Genomic DNA, 20,081 nt, shown 5'->3' on the forward strand with positions numbered 1-20,081 from the left:
CTCAGTCTTCTCGGAGCTGTGAGGGTTCGACCGTCTCCAGTTGCTCGTACTCGTCGCGAACGGCCGAGGCACGGTGGTTCGCGCCCGCGGCCTCGAAGCGATCGATCGCGGCCTCGAAGTGCTCGCGGGCACGTTCTCGTTCACCCCGTGTCGCGGCGAGGCGACCCCACTCGACGGAGATCCGTGCCCGTTCGACGGGGAAGGCCTCCGTCCGGAGCGACGATTCGGCGGCCGTGAGTGCGGCTTCGGCGGCGGTCAGCGATCCTCGCTCGCGTTCGATCGCCGCTCGTTCGCGGTGTGTCCGTGCCGTCGGGAACGCACCGTCAGCGATCGATAGCGCCGACTCGAGGCTCTCTTCGGCGGCCTCGACCGCCCCACGTCGACGCCGGATCCGGGCCTGCAAAACCAGCGCCAGTGCGTGCTCACGGTCGTTACCATCCTCGGCGTGGCGTTCGATCGCACCTTCGAGACACTCGCTGGCCCGCTCGAGATCCGACGTTTCCACTGCGATCACCGCAAGTTGGTAGAGACTAGCTGCATTGGACCCGCTCGCACCCGTCTCCTCGTGGCGGCGACGGCTCTCGCTGGCGTGCTCGCGTGCGAGTTCGAGGCTGCCCAAGCGGCGTTCGATCCGGGCCAGTTCGATCAGCGACTCGCCGGTCTTCTGGGGATGGCCGATCTCGCGAGCCAGCGAGACAGCCGCCTCGGCCTGCTCGTGTGCCTGCGACGTCTCGCCCATTCGGAACAGTCCTCGGGCGAGGAACTGCCGGGCGTCGATTTCCAGCTGTCCGTCCCCGATCTCCGTCGCGAGCGCCAGCGCCTCCTCGGCGTGCTCGACCGCGCTCGCCGGATCGTCTGTCTCCTGTGCGAGCAGCGCGAGCGTCCGGTGGGTTGCGCCTTCGTACTGGCGCATCCCGGTCTCGCGTGCGGTCGCCAGTGCCTCGCTGACGTGCTCGCGTGCGTCCGCGAACTCGCCGCGCTCGACTTCGAGGAGTGCGCTGTTCAGTTGCATCGGCAGGGAGACCGACGGATCGTCCAGTGACTCGGCCAGCGGCTGGCCCTGCTCGAAATACCGCTCGGCCTGTTCGTAGTCGTCCTGCAGGTACGCGAGCACGCCGAGGTCCTTCAGCAGGTCGGCCTCGACGGCGGTCGCGCCGGCGTTGCGAGCCGGTTCGAGCCCGAGCAGGAACTGCTCGCGGGCCGCCGAGAGGTCCCCCCGCTCGTTGTCGATCTGTCCGAGATTCCCACGGACGGCGGCGACGTTCCTGCGGTCGTCGACATCGTCGTACAGCTCCAGACTCCGCTGGAAGGCCTCGGCGGCGGTGTCGTACGCCGAACGAACCCGGGCGACGACGCCCCGTTGTCGCCACAGCGCCGCCGACAGTCGCGGAGCCGAAACGGTGTCGAGGACGTCTTCGCCCGCGTCGAGCGCTGCTTCTGCTCGGTCGAGATCGCCCTCCTCGACGGCGATCGATGCCAGTTCGAGGTGTGCGCGGACGTCGGGGTCGAACGCCGCCAGATCTGCGGCCAGTTCGAGGGCTTCGTTCGCGTACTCGCGTGCGGTTTCGAACTCGCCACGCTTCCGGGCGACGCCGGCCAGCCCGAGTCGGCTCTCGGCTCTGGCCCGCTGTGCGTTTCCGTCGCCGGAGCCGAACTCCCAGAGCCGCTGGTAGGCGCGCTCGGCTCCCGAGAGATCGCCCTGCGTCTCGCGCATGACGGCTCGCGCGGCGATCCCGCGGCGCTGTGCACACTTCGTACACGCCTCGGGAATCTCGATCGCCGTCTCGTCGCCGGAGCCGAACAGCGGGGCCAGCGAGGCGTAGGCGCGCCCCACGTCGAAGATTCGGTCGACGGTGTCTTCGGCCCAGGCCGTCGGGTCACGCACGATCCGTTCGAGCAGGGGCGTCTCCTCACCGCAGCGCCGGGCCAGCGCCGCCCGTCGGTCGGGGTCGTCCGCCAGTGAGAGGAGGGCAGACACAGAGCGACCGACACGTTCGTGGGCGGCCGCCCCGCCGACCGCCTCGACGTGGTGTTCCAGAAACGTCGCAGCCCAGCTGACGTGCGGGCCCCGGAAGCGCTCGCCGTCGCCCTCGACCGGGAACAGCGCGACGCCAGTGAGTTCCTCCCGGACTCGTCCCGGAACGTCCGACTCGACGACGTCGGCGACCACGAGCGATTCGAGGGCAGCGGATTCGATCGGTCCGCCGGCGACTTCGAGCAGGGCGATCAGGACGCCGACGTCGAGCGCCTCGGCACCCATCTCGGAGAGCCGCGCGTGGACGCGTTCGACGTCCTCTTCTAAGGTCGTCGGTGTCGACTCGTAGGCCGACAGCGGCTCGACGTATCGCGCCAGTCGATGACAGGCCAGATAGATCGCCCCCGGTGCAGTCGGGGCATGACTGGTCGCGGAGTCGAGTAGTTCTCCGACTGGGATCTCGACGTCGGTTTCGGTCGCCTCCGTGAGTCGGTCGATCAGGCGGCGACACTCCCGCTCGTCGAAAGCGGGCATCGTCACGGTTTCGACGGCGTCACGGCGGAAGGCTTCGACCCGGGCGCTGACGCTGGCGACGAGTGGCTCCTGCCACTCCGACTCGCGGGCGTCCAGCAGGAAGACGACGTCCTCGTGGTCGGCGCAAGTTTCGAGCACCTCGAAGATTCGGCTGGCCTCCCGGCGGACGGCGTCCTCGACGACGACCAGCGTCGGTCCGGGTGCGCGTTCGATGACTCGTTCGAGTGCGCCGACGGCGTCGAACGGCTCGGGATCGGTCGCCTCGCGATAGAAGACACTTCCGTAGTCGGACTCGAGCCACTCTGTGGCGACGCGCTTGCAGAGCGTACTCTTGCCGGAGCCGGGCGGCCCGAGGACGGCCACGCTCGTCTCAGTTCGTAGCCGGTCTATCACCCGCTCGGTCAGCGAGCCCGAGTCGTCGAATCGATCGATCGACTGTCCGTCGAGGACCTCCGGTAGACCGAGGCCAGCCCGGTAGCTGACCGCCGGCGACAGCGGTGACCGACGATTCACGAACTGGTCGTCGAGCCTGACGAACCCCTGCGTGCGAAGCTGTGGCGGGAGACGGTCGCCAAGCAGCGACGACAGGGTCGCCGTCTCGCTGGTATCGACGAGTTCGCCCGACAGATCGGTCGCCGACGAGCGAACGCTCTCGAAGCGCTCACGAGCCCACGCCAGCGTCTCCGGGTCGGCCGACCGACAGAAGCCCCTGATCCCGGCGTCCGCGTAGGTCACGACCAGCACCTCGCTCGGCTCGCCCGACGAATCCTCGACGAGGAGCAATCCGTACGGCGGCGTCTCGCCAACGGCTGCGTCGAACGCCGGCACGTCCGCGAGTTCGCCGAGTAGAGCCGGGAACTCGGTCTTGAGACGCGTCAGCAACGCGGACGGAGCCACGAGCGACACCGAGAGGTCGTCCCGGACGGCCCTGGCGTGGCACATCCTGAGATGTCGGCAATCGACCAGTCGAGGTAGTATCGCACGGTAGCCACCTGCGTCCTCGATTGCGTCGGCGATCGCTTCCAGCAACCGGTAACTGCCTCGTGTCTCGTGGACGTCCCCGGCGGTGAGCAGCGACGCCGGTAGATCCTCCGTCGGCGGGAGCGGTTCGAGGACGGCCCTGTTCGTGAGAATCGCGTCCGTCTCGGCCAGAAACGATCGATAGCGTGTGACTGCCAGTCGGCCGGACTGGGTCGTCACGAACCCCTGGGTCACCCGGTCGACGAACCCGGCATCACCGAGCGTACTGATCGCCCGGTCGACTGTCGACCGGGAGTGATCGAGCTGTTCGACCATATCGCGTTTGTGCAACGGCTCCCCATCCAGCAGTTCGAGGAACTCGGCACGTTTGCCCAGCGTCTCGATCTCTGCTCTCTCCCCGAGGTACTCCATCGATGGTTCTTTTCTCGCGGGTGTCCACAATAACAGTATCGACAGCGCCGGTCGATCAAAGACCTACCTGAAATGTGAGGAGAAACGTCAGCCGGTGAGGGGGCAAGTCAGTCGGTGATCTAAGGGGGTCCCCGCCTCAAGAGATAGTTGCCCGCGAGATACGCCGTGTGGGGTGGTGCCGGACGCGTCTCCGACGGACGCGTCGACGTCACGCTCGCGTGACTCCCTCGGGTGGGGGACACGGTCAGTGCGTGGGTACCTAGATCGGACGGGACGTCTCGCGACTGCTCCGGCGTTCGCGCCGGACGGCTGGTCCCCGCGCGGTCGCTCGGCGCCCGTCCGATTTCCGCCCTGATCCCTGCTGCGTTCGGCCCTCAGCCCGTCGCCTACGCGCCATTCATACGATCTATCTGATACCTCTTCTCACGGTGTGAGGTGGTTGCTCAACCGGTGAGATAAGGCGCCTGCCGACACAACCTCACAGTGCTTGTGGACGTCGGGCGGTACTGTGGGGTGGTGGTCCTCGCGGCCTCGATCGCGAGGTTCGGCTGACCCGACGATCCACGAGTGGGAGTTCCTCACGGCCGTCGTCCGGGTTGCGTTTGCCCGGCGCTCCCGTTCGACGGCTCCGGGGAGATGGTGCCTCTGACAACACCGTCATCCCAGTTTTTTCGAAAACCAGTCGTCGCTCCGAAGAGCGCGCGATCAGTGGAACGTTCGACCGACTTCTTGTTCGTCGCTGATCTCGCTCTCACGGTGGTCGAAGCGCTCTTCGATCTTCTCGTAGCGCTCGCGCGTCTCCTCGTCGACGCTCGGGCCGACCTCGTCCATCGCGGCCTCGAAGTGCTCGCGCCCGATCCGGACGTTCCCGACGCTGTCGTCGACCTCTTCGGGAGCGACGCTGTTGATGAACTCCCGGCTGGCGGCCATCGCAGCTTCGCGGGCGAGTGCTTCGATGTCTGCACCGACGTAGCCGTCGGTCTCCTCGGCCAGTTCGTCGAGATCGACGTCGTCGGCCAGCGGCTTGTTACGGGTGTGGACCTCGAGGATCTTCCGGCGTGCGGCCTCGTCGGGCACCGGCACGTGGACGTGGCGATCCAGTCGACCCGGCCGCAGTAGCGCCGCGTCGATCAGGTCCGGGCGGTTGGTCGTCGCGATGACCACGACGTCTTCGAGACTTTCGAGGCCGTCGAGTTCGGTCAGCAGCTGCGAGACCACGCGCTCGCCGACACCGGAGTCGGTCGTGCCCTGGCCACGTTCGCCGGCGATCGAATCGATCTCGTCGAAGAACACGATCGTCGGGGCGTTGGCGCGGGCCTTCTCGAAGACCTCGCGGACCCCTTTCTCGGACTCGCCGACGTACTTGTTCAGAAGTTCGGGCCCCTTGATCGAGATGAAGTTCGACTGACTCTCGTTGGCGACGGCCTTCGCCAGCAGCGTCTTCCCGGTCCCGGGCGGGCCGTACATCAGCACGCCTTTGGCGGCCTGCATGTCCATCTGCTCGAACACCTCGGGATACTCCAGGGGCCACTGGATCGTCTCACGGAGGCGCTCTTTGGTGCCTTCGAGCCCGCCGACGGAGTCCCAGGTGACGTCCGGGACTTCGACGAAGACCTCACGGAGGGCGGAGGGTTCGATTCCCTTCAGCGCCTCTTTGAAGTCGCCCTCGGTCACCGACATGGCTTCGAGGACTTCGGCGTCGATGGAGTCGGCTTCGAGGTCGATCTCCGGGCGGATGCGCCGGAGGGCGTTCATCGCCGACTCTTTGGTGAGTTGTTCGAGGTCAGCCCCGACGAAGCCGTGGGTGTTCTCGGCGTATCGGTCGAGGTCGATGTCCTCTTCGAGGGGCATTCCGCGGGTGTGGACCTGCAGAATCTCCTTGCGGCCGTTCTTGTCCGGGACGCCGATCTCGATCTCGCGATCGAAGCGGCCACCGCGGCGGAGCGCGGGGTCGATGGCGTCGACGCGGTTGGTCGCGCCGATGACGATGACGTCGCCGCGTTGGTCGAGCCCGTCCATCAGGCTCAGTAGCTGGGCGACGACGCGGCGCTCGACGTCGCCGGAGGTGTCGTCACGCTTGGGGGCGATCGAGTCGATCTCGTCGATGAAGACGATCGCGGGTGCGTTCTCCTCGGCCTCGTCGAAGATCTCCCGTAACTGCTCCTCGCTCTCGCCGTAGAACTTCGACATGATCTCGGGGCCGGAGATCGTCGTGAAGTAGGCGTCGATCTCGTTGGCGACCGCCCGGGCCATCAGCGTCTTGCCGGTGCCCGGCGGGCCGTGCAGGAGGACGCCCTTGGGCGGCTCGATCCCTAGCTGCTGGAACAGTTCGGGGTGGCGCATCGGGAGCTCGATCATCTCCCGGACCTGTTCGAGTTCGTCGTCGAGGCCACCGATGTCCTCGTAGGTGACGCTCGGGGTCTCCCGGTCGTCCTCCGGCGCTTCGCCGGCGATCTGCTCGGCGGGCTTCTCGCTGATCTCGATCTCGGTCTGGTCGGTCACGACGACCGTGCCCTCGGGATCGGTGTCGGCGACCTTCAGCGGGATCTTCTGCCCGCCGACGTTCGAGATCGGGCCCAGCCCGAGCGAGAACGGCACGGTCTGGCCCTTCGTGATGGCCTGCCCGCTCAGTTTGTTCCGGACGTGCGGGCCGATGTTCCCCCGGATCCGGAGGTTCTGCGGGAGCGCGACCGTGATCGACTTCGCGGGCTTGACGTCGGCCTTCTCGACCCCGATCGTGTCGTCGATCCCGACGTCAGCCTCCTGGCGCAGACGGCCGTCGATTCGGATGACACCCTCGCCGGTGTCCTCGGGGTAGCCCGGCCACACGCGCGCCACTGCGCGACCGCCCTGGCGGCCTTCGAGGACGATGTAATCACCGTTCTCCAGATCCAACTCGTCCATCGCGGCCCGGTCGATGGCCGCCAGCCCTCGCCCCGCGTCCTTCTGCTTGAGGGGTTTGACAGTGAGTTTCATCGGCTCACCTCGACAGTGAGGACGCCATTTTTGATAAATGCACGTGCGTCCTCCCCTTCGGGCACCGTCAGATCGTACTGCTCGTCGCCTGCGACGACGATCACGGTGTCGCCGACGATCTCGGCCGAGGCCTCGGTGACGCCCAGATCCGCCGCGAGAACGAGACTCTCCTCGTACTCGTACTGGCGCACTGGAACGTCGCCGCCCAACTGTTGCGTTTCAGTCATACTAACTCAGAGTTAGCATTCTCTCTATATAAATCTTTCCACAGTGTGCGGGGGGACGGGGTGGGATTTTCGACCTTTTGGATGAATTGCGGTTCACACCGGGGAACGACTCATCTGGGTGGCCCCCGAGGGGGAAGGTATGGAGGCGGTCAGCCACGACGGACGGACGACGGCGTATCGACTCGCTGGCGACCCTGTCGACGGTCGAGTGACGCTCGCGGTCCACGGCAGCGGCGCGACCCACCGGCTATGGGCACCCCAGTACGGGCCGGACGGGCCGCGACCGTTCGCGGCCGTCGATCTGAGCGGGCACGGTGACTCTGCGGATGTCGACACAACTCCCGGGTCCGAGACGCTATCGGCCTACGTCGCGGACGTGGCGGCCGTCGCCGATGCCGTCGAGGCGGATGTTCTGGTCGGCAACTCACTGGGCGGGGCGGTGGTCCTCCAGGCGGCGCTCGACGGTGCTGTCGATCCCGCTGGTGTCGTTTTGCTGGGCAGCGGCGCGAAACTGGCTGTCCACGACGACCTCCGTCGGTGGCTGGCCGAGGACTTCGAGCAGGCAATCGAGGCCCTCCACGGGCCGGATCGGCTCTTCCACGACGCCTCAGACCGGGTGCTCGAACGTTCGAAGGCCCAGATGCGAGCGACTGGCCGGGGAGTCACCGAGCGGGACTTTCTCACGTGTCATCGCTTCGACGTCCGCGACCGGCTGGCGGAGGTCGAGGTCCCGCTGCTGGCGCTGGTCGGCGAGCACGATCAATTGACCCCAGTCTCCTATCACGAGTACCTGGCCGAGACCGTTCCCGACGGGCGGCTGTCGGTCGTCGAGGGAGCAGCCCATCTGGCGATGCTCGAACGGCCGCAGGTCGTGGCCGACGAGATTGCGGCATTCGCGGACGACACTCAGTAGATGTCGTCGACTCCGTCTTCGTGGTGGCTGTGGTCCTCGGCCGGGAATTCCCCGGACTCGACGGCCTCGACGTAGCCTTCGATGGCGTCGGTCATCTCCCCGCGGACGTCGCCGAAGGCCTTCGAGAACGGTGCGACCGACTCGGTGAGTCCGATCACTTCGTCGACGGTCAGGACCTGTCCGTCGCAGTTCGGTCCCGCGCCGATTCCGATCGTCGGGATGTCGATCGCTTCGGTGACCTGGGCGGCGACGTTTGCGGGGATGTGTTCGAGGACGAGCGAGAACGCGCCCGCTCGCTCGTGTTTGTGCGCCAGATCGATCATCTCGCGGGCGGCGGACTGGTCGGTCCCCTGGCGGAACAGGCCGATCTCGTTTTCGTGCTGGGGCGTCAGTCCGAGGTGAGCCTGGACGGGGACGCCGATCTGGGTGAGTCGTCGGGTGAGATCGACTGTGTGCGGCCCGGATTCGAGTTTGACGGCGTCGGCGTCGGCGTCCTTGAGCATGCGGCCGCAGTTCTCGACCGCTTCGTCCTCGTCGGCCCCGAACGACAGGAACGGCATGTCCGCGATCACCATCGCGTCGTCGACGGCACGGGCGACGGCAGCTGTCGCACTCTCGATCTGTTCGAGCGTGACCGGCAGCGTCGACTCGTAGCCCAACCGAAGGTTCCCGATCGAATCACCCACGAGCACCATGTCGACACCGACGGAATCGACGATTTCGGCCGTCGGGGCGTCGTAGGCCGTCAACATCGTCACCGGATCGTCGCGCTCCTTCCGTTCTCTGATGTCCTTCGCGCGCATACGAGATGTCGCTCGCGCCACCGGAATAAACGCTCGCTCTCGAATCGAAACCGACAGGATAGCGGGGACCGCAGACTCGTCCATGCCCAGCGTCGAGACGACCGATCCCGATGGCGTCGACTACGGATGGGTCATGCAGGTCACCTTCGTCGTAACCATCCTCGTCGGCGCGCCCGTCGTCGCCGTCGCGGCCATCTTTGCTGACCTCTCTTCCTGGGGCCAGCGCGCATCCTTCGCCGTCCGCGTCGGCGCAGTGGTCTGGCTGCTCACCGCGACCGGGGTCTATCTCTACGCTCGCCGTCACTCCTGATAGTGATTACTGTAGCGATTTACCACTACGACCGCACGATGTCGTGCGGTCGATGTGGAACAGACCGACAGTAATCACTATGAGTGAACCGCTATCGGTCCTGCGCGAGTCGGTCAGTGACCGACTGAAAATCCATTCCCGCCCGGCGTGCGGCTTCGGCGTCCGAGTCTGAATCCCCGACGAACAGCGCTCGCTCGGGGGCGACGCCGAGATCTTCGAGCGCGCGCTGCAGCGGTAACGGATGGGGTTTCATCTCCGCGACGGTGTCTCGGCCGATCACTGTCCCGACGGCGCTGTCCAGTCCGTGCACTTCGAGCGCGATCCGGCAGGCCGACTCGGCGTTCAGCGAGACGACACCAACTGGCTCAGACCGTGGCAGTTCCGCCGCCAGTGGGAGTCGGCGCGACGTCCGCGCACCCTCGCGTTCGAACTCCGCGACGCGGCCGTCCACGCTGGGGAAACACTCCGCTTCGCGCGCCCGTTCGAACATCTCCCAGAGATCAGCCCCACTGGAATCGACGCCGCGCGCGCTGAGTACGGCCGCGACGCTCCGCGCTACTTCGGCCCAGTCGACGTCGAGTTCGACCAACGTCCCGTCCAGGTCGTAGACGACGGCGTCGTAGTCACTCTTCACGGCCGATTCTACGAGAGCGGCGCCAAAGACGTTTTGGTCGTCTCACTGGCGCGGAACAGACCTGCTGCTGTCGATCTCGGACCTGGACCTACTGCTGGTCTAGTGTGTGTTCTAACTCACGGACACGGCCGTGAAGATCGCGAACGTCCTCTTCGAGAATCTTCTGGGCAGTCATCACGGCTCGGAGGTCCTCTTCGACTACGTCTCGGTTATCCAGATCCACTTCCCGAAGCGCTTCGCGAAGCTCGATCCGTGCCTCGACGGGCGTGGAGTCGTCTGCCAGGGCGTTCTGGATATCGTCCGACGTCACGGTCGGCCGAGTCTCTGACCTGTTCTCGAATAGCTCCTCGACGGTTTCGGCGATCGCGTCTCGGTCCGACCCCCGTCGTTCCGCTGACCCACCATCAGTGGCAACCGCGGTGTCTGCCCCACTGTCTGGGTCGCTCTCGTCTCTATCCCACCGGCGATCTGTGTGTGGCGTGTTGTGGACACCCATGATCCCGATGGATATACACTCCAGAGCTCATTAAGAGAAGTGTATTTTTGTTGCTACATAATGTGTTAACTATTCAACAATCGTCAAGCAGTTCCCTGGCGATGACGGTCTTCTGGATCTGGGAGGTCCCCTCGTAGATGGTCGTCACCTTCGCGTCCCGATAGAAGCGCTCGACGGGGAACTCTGTCGTGTAACCGTACCCGCCGTGGAGCTGGACGGCGTCGGCTGTCACGTCGACGGCGGCCTCGCTGGCGACGTACTTCGCGACACTGGCTTCGGTACGGACTTCGTGGTCTGCGTCGGCGCGTTCCGCCGCGTTCCAGGTCGCCTGTCGAGCACCCTCCGTCCGGGCGTGCATCTCGGCGACGGTGTGGCGGACCGACTGGATGTCGCCGATCGGCCCGCCGAACTGCTCGCGCTCGTTCACGTACTCGATGGTTTCGTCCAGCGCCGCCTGTGCGAGCCCGACCGACTGGGCAGCGATTCCGATCCGGCCGCCGGTGAGAATCGACAGCGCCGCCGAGAGACCCCTTCCCTCCTCCGTGAGTCGATTCTCGACCGGGATCTCCACGTCGTCGAGTTCGAGACTCGTCGTATCACTGGCCCGCAGCCCCATCTTCTGCTCGGGTTCGCCCGCTCTCAGCCCCTCGGGGTCGCCCGGCACGAGAAACTGCGTGACTCCGGCGTCGGTTCTCGCGAAGACGACGTAGACGCCCGCTCGCTGGCCGTTGGTGATCCACTGCTTGGTTCCGTCGAGGACGTACGTGTCGCCCTCTCGAGTCGCGGTCGTCGACATCTCGGCGGGGTTCGAGCCGGCGTCGGGTTCAGAGAGGGCGAACGCGCCGACCGGCCGGCCTTCGGCCATCTCGGGCAGCCACCGCTGCCTCTGGGTCTCGGTTCCGAACTGTGCGATACACGACGTTGCGAGCGCGTGGACCGACAGCGCCGTCGCCAGCGCGAGCATGCCGTGGGCCAGCGCCTCGTTGACCAGCACGTAGGTCCGCCGGTCGACGTCGACGCCGCCGTATCGATCGGGAACTGTCAGGCCAGTCAGATCCAGTTCCGCCAGCGCGTCCCAGACGTCCTCGGGGAAGCGCTCCTCGCGGTCGGCTTCGGCCGCGACGGGCCGCACTTCCTCGCGAGCGAACTCCCGGACCGTCTCGCGGATCGCCGTCTGCTCGGCCGTGAGGTCCATGCCCGCATACCACGCACTCGGCGCGCAAAAACCCATCCCCGACGTCGAGCTCGATCTGTGTGCTCGACGGTCGGGTAAGCCGGCGATGTTCGAGAAAAAACAGAACAGCCGTCAGGTCTCGGCCAGTTGGATATCGAGTCGATCCTCGAGTGCGGTGATGACAGAGCCGCCGATCCCGGCCTGGGTAGCTCGGCCCTGTTCGACGGCGAGGATGTCGGCTTCGTCGAGTCCGAGGTCGTCGGCCAGTTCCTCGCGCTGGAGACCGGCGTCCTGGCGGGCTTCGGTCAGCCGGCGGCCGTAATCCGAGACGAGATACGGGAGCTGGTCGTCGTCGTAGTCGGCACCGTCCTCCCAGTGAGAGGGATCGCCCTGCTGAGCGTCGTGGATCTTTGCGGCGTTCTGTGCGGCCCGCTTCTTGCGGTTGACGTCGTTGCTGTCGCCGCTGTCGGTGCTGGATTCCGTCTGTCCTTTCGCGTCGTCGCGGTGTTTCGCACAGGTCGCACACACCTGGAGTTGTGCGCCGGCGATGTTGACAGTCTCCAGAGAGGAGTCGGTCGCACCGCAGAGCTCGCAGCTCCCGCCGGTGTCTCCGGACCCGCCACCGGTCGAGTATTTTGCCATAGTTCGCTGTAGTGTATTGACTGTCTTGAAACAACCGCTTCTGGACAGCGATCCGACGAGCAAGCAACCGAATCGACAGCCATTTTAGTCCCCCTCCAGAACAAAATGATGCGGAAACCGCAAGAGAACGCGAGCGCGTGGGTAGCCAAGCCAGGCCAACGGCGCAGCGTTGAGGGCGCTGTCCCGTAGGGGTCCGCCGGTTCAAATCCGGTCCCACGCATCGCTATGGCGTGAGCAAACCGCGAGCGCCTCGATGCAAGACCGATTTGAATGAGAGAACGCCGCAGGCGTTCGCGTAGTTCAAATCCGGTCCCACGCACTCATCAGAGTGCGGGTGCACTCCCTTGGGACTGCACCCACGCATAACTTCCTACCGAAGCAACAGACGACACAGCGAGAGCCATGCTTGTCGCGGGTGCACTCCCTTGGGAGTCACGCGAGCGAAGCGAGCGTGACGTCGAGACGCCGGTGAGGAACGAACCGGCGTCTCGGAACTGCACCCACGCATAATTTCCTACTGAACCAAAGCCCCGAGAGAAGTCAGTATCCTTGTCGTGGGCGCTGTCCCGGAGGGGTCCGCCAATGACCGACCGGGTGCTCGAGAACTGAAAATCAAAACACATTTGTAGGCGTTTTTCGCCTAAAAATCAGGACCGATAATTGGGGGATAATTTATTTATGCCATGTATCCTTCACCATTTGATGAGGCACCGCGCAGGGTGCCTGACTTTACCCCCACCCCCCACCCCCACCCCAATACCCCCCACCCACCCCACCTTTCCTGCGTTTTCGACCGATCAGCGGTGAGTTCGGCGTAACATTTGAGAGAGCCACGCTCGACTCCTCAGTATGACTATCGCCGTAACTGTCCTGGCGCTTCTGACCGGAATCGCTGCTGGCGCACTGTTTCGACTGTTCCAGGTTCCGATTCCCGCCCCGCCGAATCTCGCGGGCGTCCTCGGGATCGTCGGCCTGTTTCTCGGCTACCGTCTCGTCGAGCACCTCGACGTCGGAATCGACCTCCTCGGCGTGCTCGGTATCAAGTAGAATCGACTCGTTCACTATTTTCCCGGGCAGATACCGGCAATAATCGACGGGTTCATTGAACCTGATCGGCAACGATGTGGTACTCTATGAGTACCGGAAACGACACACGCGAGACGTGGTCGACGCGATTGGGATTCATCCTTGCGGCAGTCGGCAGCGCCGTCGGACTTGGGAACATCTGGCGGTTCCCCTTCCAGGTCGGCCAGGAGGGTGGTGCGGCGTTCATCGTCGTCTATCTGGCGTTCGTCCTGGTGATCGGGTTCCCGGCGATGATGGTCGAGTTCGTCGTCGGTCGCAAGACGGGACTGAACACCGTCGGCGCCATCCGGGAGTTCGCCGGCGGGGCCTGGACGTACCTCGGTAGCCTGTTCGTCTTCATCGGCTTCGTAATCCTCGCCTACTACAGCGTGGTCGGTGGCTGGGTCCTGCGATACGTCCTCGGGAGCGTCACCGGCGGCTACGTCGGCACGACAGGTCCCGAGGAAGCGCCCGTCGCCCAGCAGTACTTCGGCGAGATCGCGACGGGGCTCGACGCGCTGGCCTTCCACGCGTTGTTCATGCTGCTGGTCGTCGTCATCGTCGCGCTGGGCGTCAAACGCGGGATCGAACTCGGCGTGAAGATCATGGTCCCCGCGATCGCCCTGATCTTCGGCGTCCTCGCGGTCTACGCGTTCACGCTCCCGGGTGCGGCCGAGGCCTACAGCTACTATCTCTCGCCGGATCTGGACTATCTGCTCGCCAACTGGCAGTCGATCGTCCCCGCGGCCGCCGGACAGGGTTTCTTCACGCTCTCGCTGGGGATGGGCGTGATGATCACCTACGCCTCGTACCTCTCCGAAGACGAGAACCTCGGGATCGACGGCGCGACGATCGTCGGCTTCAACACCGGCATCTCGATTCTGACCGGGCTGGTCGTCTTCCCGATTCTGTTCTCCGCGGGCGTCGACCCAGGTGAGGGCGGGGCCGGGGCGATCTTCGTCAGTGTCGCCCAGGCGCTGGGGGACATCCAGTTCGGCTGGCTCCTCGGCGTCCTGTTCTTCGGGACGGTCGCGATCGCCGCGCTCTCCTCGGCGATCAGTCTGATCGAGGTGATCGTCTCCTACGCCATCGACGAACTGGGCGTCACCCGCCGGCGCGCGACCGTATTGATCGGCTCGGGCATCTTCCTGCTCGGTGTGCCCGTCACTGTCGATACTGACATGGTCACGCTATACGACATCTTCGCGGCCAAGATCCTGCTCGTCGTCGGTGGGATCCTGCTCGTGGTGCTGGTCGCCTGGCGCCACGCCGACGACGCCATCGCCGAACTCGGCAAGGGGATCGACTCGTTCGCTGGGATCGACCGCGTCTGGCTCTGGACGGTCCGCGTTCCTGTCCTGGTCGTGCTGGTCGTCTCACTTGCCCTCGGGATCCTCGAATTCGTCTCGTTCCTCCAGGGTGACTTCGCCGACTTCCTCGCGTCGCTCTAGGTTTCGCGATCCGTCAGCACTTCCCAGCAGTCGTAGCCCAGCGCTGCCACCAAGAACCCCGCTGCAAGGGCTGACAGCCGCCGTTCTTCCCGACGGACGTTCAGGAGGACGATCACGAGTCCGACCAGAAACGTCCAGTGATCGTGCTGTCTGAGGTGGTTTCCGAGTGTACCCATGTGCGTGTCTCTGTGCCTTGGTCGAAAATAGTCTCTCGTTTTCTCGGTGAGGATGGGATTTGAACCCGACTGCGAGACTTGCTGTCGCTCGTCTCGCGTGATTCAAATTCCATCAGACGTATTCGTCGCTCGCGATTTACTCGCGACAGAAGTACGGTGGGGATGGGATTTGAACCAGAGCCAGACGTGCTCACTTCGCTGCGCGCGACTGGCAGGGCTCAAATCCATCGGACGAAATCAGCGCGGCGCGAAATTGCGCCGCGCAATTACGGTGGGGATGGGATTTGAACCACGGTCGTTCCCGTTCACTCGCTCCGCTCGTTCACCTCTCACTCCCTGATTCAAATCCCAATGCCACTGCTCTTCAGTCACGTCCGTTCCTTCAGAAGCGGTGGGGATGGGATTTGAACCCATGAGTCCGTGAGGACACCTGCTCTCAAGGCAGGCGCGTTGGGCCGCTCTGCCACCCCACCGCAGTCGACCCTTGCGGGTCACCCATCTAATGGCTGTCGGTCTTCGGGGCGGCGACGGCCTCGGCACTCATAGGGCTCGTCACGGCCGGGTGTCGAGGCCGGCTCGGAGCGAGCGCGTCGTCATCGGCCATCTCGACGTTGACCGGTCGGCCATATGAGCACGTCGACTGGCAGAAGATATTATCATTATAGAACACGATTGGCTGATAATGACTGTGATCGCGCGTCGAAGCGATCGAATCGGGCGGCTGACGGACACCGCTCTCGGAGGAAGGCGATGAGTTCGCGACTCGCCATCGCCGGCGTGGCGATGTTGCTGCTGTTGACCGTCGGCGCTGCGAACGTGGTGATCACGGCCGAGCGAACGGCGTTGAACGAGGAGTACGTCTCGAACACCCTCGAATCGGAGGGGGTCTACGAGTCGATGACCGACGAGGCACAAGCAACGATCCAGTCCGAGATCGAGAGCTTCTCGCCGGAGAACAGCCAGCAAGTCCCCGACGGTGTCGATTTCGCCGACCTCGACGCTCGGGCGCTGGCCGAGCGGTCCGTCCCCGAATCCTACGTCAGATCGCAGGCGAACGGGAACATCGATCGTGTGTTCGCGTATCTCCACGGGGAGCGCTCAGAACCCGGCATCCGGATCGACACCGATCCGCTCGCAGCCAACGTCTCTGACGCCGTCTCCGAACAGGTCCAGGCCGTCGATCCAGCGGGCCTGCTGAACGACGCTTCGTTCACGATCGAAGGCTACGAAGTCGACGGTTCGCTCGCACAGGAGCTGTACCAGAGTCGGGCCAGGTACCAGGCCTATCGGAGTGACATCCGCGCTCGGACATCCGCAGCCGAGCGCGAGGAGATCAACAGTGAGGCCAAATCGGAGGCCAGCGCTCGTGCCCAGCAGGCGACCGGGCAGTACGACCAGCAGATCACGCAGGGGACGACCACGATCCAGGAGGCGGTGATCGACGGGCTCACCGACGACGACATGACTTACGAGGAGTTCCGGGACGCCTACGACGCGGGTCGCGCACAGATCGCAGCGGGGGCTGGACAGGCCGCAGCCAACGAGATTGACAATCAGGTTTCGACGTCGGATCTCCTCGATCCGGAACTCGAATCGACACTCCAGGACACGCGCGGGTACGTCCAGACGATAGATACACTTCAGGTCGCGCTCCCGCTCGCAGCACTGGTGTTGATCGCGCTGCTGTACGGTATCACGCGCGCCTGGCAGCCCACCGCAAACGCGACCGGGAAGGTCTTCGTGATCGCCGGGGCGGTCGCACTCGTGGCCGTGCTCGTCCAGAGTGCGCTCCTGGGAATCGTCGAGGATCGCGTCGGGTCAGAACTCCAGACCAACGACGTCGTGGGGATGGATCTCGTGACGAGCTTCGTCGAGGGCATCTTCGAGACGCTGACGGTCCAGTCGAGCGTACTGGTCGTGTTCGGGCTGGTCCTTCTGGGGGTGGTCTACGCGGACGAAAACGGACATCTCGACGGTGTCAAGCGGTCGCTCGGCGTGGAGCCGTCCGCTGCAGGTGGCGCGGCAGGTCCCGCTCCGTCTCGGGCCCGTCAGCAGCAGGGCACCCACCAGCCGCCCCGGAAACAATCCGACCCACGGCCACGACAGCCGACCGGTCGGTCGGTTGCCAGACAGGGACCCCAGAATCATCGGCCCCAGTCTGAACAGCCCTCCGAGAACACACCACAGCACAAACAGCCGGACGACCAGCAGTCGGGACCACCACAAGACGACCAGCAGTCGGGACCACCACAAGACGACCAGCAGTCGGGAGCACCGCAAGAGGGGTCGCAAACGGCTCCTTCGCGAGACGAACGAAACTCAGCCAGAGACCAACAGCCGTCAGCGGAGTCGTCGGCTCCCTCACAGGACGAGACGCAGTCGGCACCCTCACAGGGCGATCAGTCACGGCAGGGCCAGCCGACGGACGTATCTCAAGATGCGAATTCGTCGGGTGAGTCCCATCCCGAGCAGGGCCAGGACGCGACACAGTCTCAACCACCGACTGACGAGCGTGGCGACGACGCGAGCGACCGAGACGACACAGGATCGACAGCGAGCGGCTCGCTCGACGCCTGGGAGACGACCGACGAGTCCGAAGACGAGTAGACCGAATACTTCTCCGGGGTCGCGCTTTTTACGCACGGGTCCGAGGGGACAGTATGGTCCGCGTGACAGGCGCGTGGTCGCACTCGGAGGCCGAGGCGTTTCTCGAGACGACGACCGTCCCGATCAGAGTGGCGTGTCACACGCCAGCGGACGGGCTATGGATGCTCTCGCTGTGGTATCGATACGACGAGGGAACAATCGCTTGCGCCACGAGCGCCGACGCCGAGATCGTCCGCTACCTCCGGAGTGATCCGAACGTCGCGTTCGAAATATCCGTCAACCAGCCACCGTACCGTGGAGTCCGTGGCGCAGGCACAGCTCGCCTCGAACCCGACGCCGAGAAGACGCTCTTGCGGGCGTTGTTCGAGCGCTACCTCGGCGGGACCGACTCCGAACTCGCAGCGACGCTGCTGGCGGATGATCGTGAGGAAGTGCGTATTCTGATCGACCCCGAGCGTCTCTACAGTTGGGACTTCAGTGGTCGTATGCCTGCGGCCGACGATCACAGCGCGTGAAACGGGGCTGGGTGCCGAACGATCCCGCTCACCCCGTCGAGTGCGCCGGGCCAGCACGACCAGACCTGGAACGCCCCCGCCGGCGGGTCGAGATCGCTCTCGAGGCCGTATGCCGTCGCCGCCTCGAACCCGAAGCGCTCGTAGAACGCGGGATCGCCCTCCAGGACGACCGCGTCACAACCCGACCGCTTGCACGCCCGGAGCGTGGCACGGACGAGTCTCGTCCCTGTCCCTTCGTCCTGGTGCTCGGGCGCGACAGCGACCGGTCCGAGCACGGCGATCTCGACGCCCGGAGAACCGACGACCGAGGCGTTCGAGACGGCCGCGTAACCGACGACGCCGTCCTCGCGGGCGACCATCGAACACCCGGCTCGCAGATCCTCACCATCACGCAAGACTGCGGCGAGTTCCGCCTCGACCCCGTCTTCGAAGGCCGCCCGTAGCAGGCGCTCGATCGCTGGTTCGTCGTCCGGCATCGTGGGCTCGATGTCGACCACGTGCGTCGGTCGTCCGGGGCGGCAAAAAAACCGTCCGGAACGCAGCCCGGCTCGCTACCTGCCAGATGGCGCGTCATACAGACGAGAATGGCCTCGCGAGCGGAATACTGATTGCAGTTTCATGGCTACTGCTCGTCGTAGGAGACTGGCTGATAGTCGAGGACGTCGACCCCGCCCAGCGAGACTGCGTCCGGGTGGTGGTCTCCCCGTGGGTCGTGATAGCCGGCGGGTTCGAGCGTCGCCGCGACGACTGATTGCTCGTCGGTCGTCGGCCACATCGTCGCCGTGACCGACTGCTGTTCGTGGCGGGCACAGTAGACGCCGTACAGCTCCCAGGTATGGCCCTCGTAACACGACAACGCAGCGGTCACCTCGTCGCCGGCGCCGAGCGTCGCCCCACACTGCGAGCAGGCGACCGCTCCGTCGGCGAGATCGAAGTCGACGGCGTAGCCACCGGCGACCATCCCGGTCACCGCGCGAGCGACCCTGGACTCGGCCTCGGCGGTCGACTCCGTCATTGCTGGCAACTGTGTTCTACTCCCACATATAGCTACGCTCGACGCGACTCCCTGGCCGCTCCCAGCGGGGCTACTCGCCAGCCCGTTCGCGAGCGGCGGCGACCAGCAGCGGCAGCGTGATCGTCGCGTCGGCGTAGACCGAGGCGTTCCGGGCGGCCTTTTCGAGTTTGCCCCACGACCGAGCCTCGTCCAGGGTCGCGCCCGACAGGCCGCCAGTCTGGGGCGGGTCCATCGTGAGCTGGACGGCGTAGTCGTAGGCGTCTGGCGAGACCAGCATCGTCTGGAGGACGTAGTTCTTCGGGACGCCACCACCGATGACGAGTGCGCCCGCAGTGTCAGCCTCGTAGGCGAGATCGGTCAACTGCGTCATATCAGCCAGCGCGTCCAGCGAGAATTCGGAGGTCTGGTTGTACATCCAGGCCTGCAAGCCGAGAACGGAATCCTGGACGGCGGGACAGTAGATCGGGACGTCGTGCTCGGCGGCCGCGGCGGCGATCCCTGCGCCTTCGTCGATCTCTTCGCGCTCGTTGACCTCGCTGTTGGCTCGTCCGAGTTCCTCGGTGAGACGCTGGATCGAGACCAGACCTTCGTCTTCCAGCACGGGAAAGACTTCCTCGCGGAGGTGGCTCTCGAACAGTGCGAAGTACTCCTGGGGGAGATAGACGTTGTAGATCCGGTCGACCTCCTCGTCGCGCAACTGCTCGTCGTGCTCGCGTTCGGTCTTGCCCTCGGCATGGACCTGACCGTGGTGGTGCTTGCCGCCGATGGCCTCAATGGTGTCGTGGGTGAGGTTCGCGCCCGTCGTCACGAGCGCGTCGATGTGGCCGTCCCGGATCAGGTCGGCGACGATCTGTCGCATACCCGTGGGAACCATCGCACCCGCCAGTCCGACGAAAGTCGTCACGTCGTCGTCGAGCATCTCGGTATAGATGTCGACGGCCTCGTGTAAATCGGCGGCACCGACGCCGGCCTTGCCGTACTCGTCGGCGAGTTCGCCGACGGTCATGCCCGCGCGGGCCTCGGCGTGGCCGATGGGATCGTGGCTGAACGTCTCCCGGTGGGAGTCCTGGTGGCCGTGCTCGTCGCCTTCGTCTCCGCTGTGTTCGTGGTCGTCGCTCATTTGTCGAACGTGAGACGGGCAGGGTGTTGAACGCCGCGGTCTCCGAACAGGGTCGC

The 20,081-nt window shown here is 65.2% G+C and carries 18 protein-coding genes and 2 tRNA genes; 7 read left to right on the top strand and 13 right to left on the bottom strand.

The features are described 5' to 3' along the window. Position 1: 1 nt before the first annotated feature. The 3 genes from DV733_RS12745 to DV733_RS12755 form a co-directional block, all read right to left on the bottom strand. Positions 2-3,901, bottom strand: coding sequence for a tetratricopeptide repeat protein (locus DV733_RS12745; RefSeq protein WP_049994349.1), 3,900 nt, complete (start codon positions 3,899-3,901; stop codon positions 2-4). A gap of 705 nt (positions 3,902-4,606) precedes the next feature. Further along, complete coding sequence (locus DV733_RS12750; protein ID WP_049994348.1) at positions 4,607-6,877, bottom strand: CDC48 family AAA ATPase; 2,271 nt, start codon at positions 6,875-6,877, stop codon at positions 4,607-4,609. Then, positions 6,874-7,104 (bottom strand): DUF7127 family protein, encoded by a 231-nt coding sequence (locus tag DV733_RS12755; protein WP_049994347.1) that lies wholly within the window; start codon positions 7,102-7,104, stop codon positions 6,874-6,876. Before DV733_RS12755 ends, DV733_RS12750 begins: the two co-directional genes overlap by 4 nt. Positions 7,105-7,243: 139 nt before the next feature. On the opposite strand from DV733_RS12755, the gene DV733_RS12760 reads away from it, so the two are divergent. Beyond that, on the top strand, positions 7,244-8,017 hold the full coding sequence (locus tag DV733_RS12760) for an alpha/beta fold hydrolase (protein ID WP_049994346.1): 774 nt from the start codon (positions 7,244-7,246) through the stop codon (positions 8,015-8,017). Here the strand turns inward: DV733_RS12760 and panB are convergent. Next, positions 8,011-8,820, bottom strand: a complete 810-nt coding sequence (gene panB, locus DV733_RS12765) for a 3-methyl-2-oxobutanoate hydroxymethyltransferase (protein ID WP_049994345.1) — start codon at positions 8,818-8,820, stop codon at positions 8,011-8,013. The genes DV733_RS12760 and panB overlap by 7 nt on opposite strands. Before the next feature lie 82 nt (positions 8,821-8,902). Between panB and DV733_RS12770 the strand changes: the two genes are divergently transcribed. After that, on the top strand, positions 8,903-9,130 hold the full coding sequence (locus DV733_RS12770) for a DUF5822 domain-containing protein (protein WP_049994344.1): 228 nt from the start codon (positions 8,903-8,905) through the stop codon (positions 9,128-9,130). A gap of 91 nt (positions 9,131-9,221) precedes the next feature. On the opposite strand, the gene DV733_RS12775 is transcribed toward DV733_RS12770, so the two are convergent. The 4 genes from DV733_RS12775 to DV733_RS12790 all read right to left on the bottom strand — a co-directional run bounded on the left by DV733_RS12775 (position 9,222) and on the right by DV733_RS12790 (position 12,076). Beyond that, positions 9,222-9,764, bottom strand: a complete 543-nt coding sequence (locus DV733_RS12775) for an HAD family hydrolase (protein ID WP_049994343.1) — start codon at positions 9,762-9,764, stop codon at positions 9,222-9,224. A gap of 88 nt (positions 9,765-9,852) precedes the next feature. Further along, on the bottom strand, positions 9,853-10,074 hold the full coding sequence (locus tag DV733_RS12780; RefSeq protein WP_136342348.1) for a hypothetical protein: 222 nt from the start codon (positions 10,072-10,074) through the stop codon (positions 9,853-9,855). Positions 10,075-10,333: 259 nt separating this feature from the next. Continuing rightward, positions 10,334-11,455 (bottom strand): acyl-CoA dehydrogenase family protein, encoded by a 1,122-nt coding sequence (locus DV733_RS12785; RefSeq protein WP_049994341.1) that lies wholly within the window; start codon positions 11,453-11,455, stop codon positions 10,334-10,336. Between the two features lie 111 nt (positions 11,456-11,566). Continuing rightward, the gene (locus DV733_RS12790) at positions 11,567-12,076 is read right to left on the bottom strand and encodes a helix-turn-helix domain-containing protein (protein WP_049994340.1); all 510 of its coding nucleotides are present in this window, start codon (positions 12,074-12,076) and stop codon (positions 11,567-11,569) included. A 135-nt stretch (positions 12,077-12,211) separates the two neighbouring features. On the opposite strand from DV733_RS12790, the gene DV733_RS12795 reads away from it, so the two are divergent. The 3 genes from DV733_RS12795 (at position 12,212) to DV733_RS12805 (ending at position 14,592) form a co-directional block, all read left to right on the top strand. Continuing rightward, positions 12,212-12,296, top strand: a tRNA-Leu gene (locus tag DV733_RS12795). A gap of 629 nt (positions 12,297-12,925) precedes the next feature. Then, positions 12,926-13,123: a XapX domain-containing protein gene (locus DV733_RS12800; RefSeq protein WP_049992388.1), complete on the top strand. Its 198-nt coding sequence runs from the start codon at positions 12,926-12,928 to the stop codon at positions 13,121-13,123. A gap of 86 nt (positions 13,124-13,209) precedes the next feature. Beyond that, positions 13,210-14,592, top strand: a complete 1,383-nt coding sequence (locus DV733_RS12805) for a sodium-dependent transporter (RefSeq protein WP_049992389.1) — start codon at positions 13,210-13,212, stop codon at positions 14,590-14,592. On the opposite strand, the gene DV733_RS12810 is transcribed toward DV733_RS12805, so the two are convergent. Together DV733_RS12810 and DV733_RS12815 are read right to left on the bottom strand one after the other, a co-directional pair. Continuing rightward, positions 14,589-14,768, bottom strand: a complete 180-nt coding sequence (locus DV733_RS12810) for a hypothetical protein (protein WP_049992390.1) — start codon at positions 14,766-14,768, stop codon at positions 14,589-14,591. The genes DV733_RS12805 and DV733_RS12810 overlap by 4 nt on opposite strands. A gap of 389 nt (positions 14,769-15,157) precedes the next feature. Next, positions 15,158-15,241, bottom strand: a tRNA-Ser gene (locus DV733_RS12815). A 277-nt stretch (positions 15,242-15,518) separates the two neighbouring features. On the opposite strand from DV733_RS12815, the gene DV733_RS12820 reads away from it, so the two are divergent. Then, positions 15,519-17,375, top strand: a complete 1,857-nt coding sequence (locus tag DV733_RS12820; protein WP_049992391.1) for a hypothetical protein — start codon at positions 15,519-15,521, stop codon at positions 17,373-17,375. A 53-nt stretch (positions 17,376-17,428) separates the two neighbouring features. Continuing rightward, a complete protein-coding gene (locus DV733_RS12825; protein WP_049992392.1) occupies positions 17,429-17,890 on the top strand; it encodes a pyridoxamine 5'-phosphate oxidase family protein in 462 nt (153 codons plus the stop codon). Here the strand turns inward: DV733_RS12825 and DV733_RS12830 are convergent. The 3 genes from DV733_RS12830 to DV733_RS12840 all read right to left on the bottom strand — a co-directional run bounded on the left by DV733_RS12830 (position 17,878) and on the right by DV733_RS12840 (position 20,025). Then, complete coding sequence (locus DV733_RS12830; RefSeq protein ID WP_049992393.1) at positions 17,878-18,387, bottom strand: GNAT family N-acetyltransferase; 510 nt, start codon at positions 18,385-18,387, stop codon at positions 17,878-17,880. The two genes, DV733_RS12825 and DV733_RS12830, sit on opposite strands and share 13 nt — an antisense overlap. A gap of 125 nt (positions 18,388-18,512) precedes the next feature. Beyond that, on the bottom strand, positions 18,513-18,905 hold the full coding sequence (locus DV733_RS12835; protein WP_049992394.1) for a hypothetical protein: 393 nt from the start codon (positions 18,903-18,905) through the stop codon (positions 18,513-18,515). 70 nt (positions 18,906-18,975) lie between these two features. Continuing rightward, a complete protein-coding gene (locus DV733_RS12840; RefSeq protein WP_079979335.1) occupies positions 18,976-20,025 on the bottom strand; it encodes a deoxyhypusine synthase in 1,050 nt (349 codons plus the stop codon). Between the last annotated feature and the right edge of the window lie 56 nt (positions 20,026-20,081).

The organism is Halapricum salinum (assembly GCF_004799665.1).
Lineage (GTDB): Archaea > Halobacteriota > Halobacteria > Halobacteriales > Haloarculaceae > Halapricum > Halapricum salinum.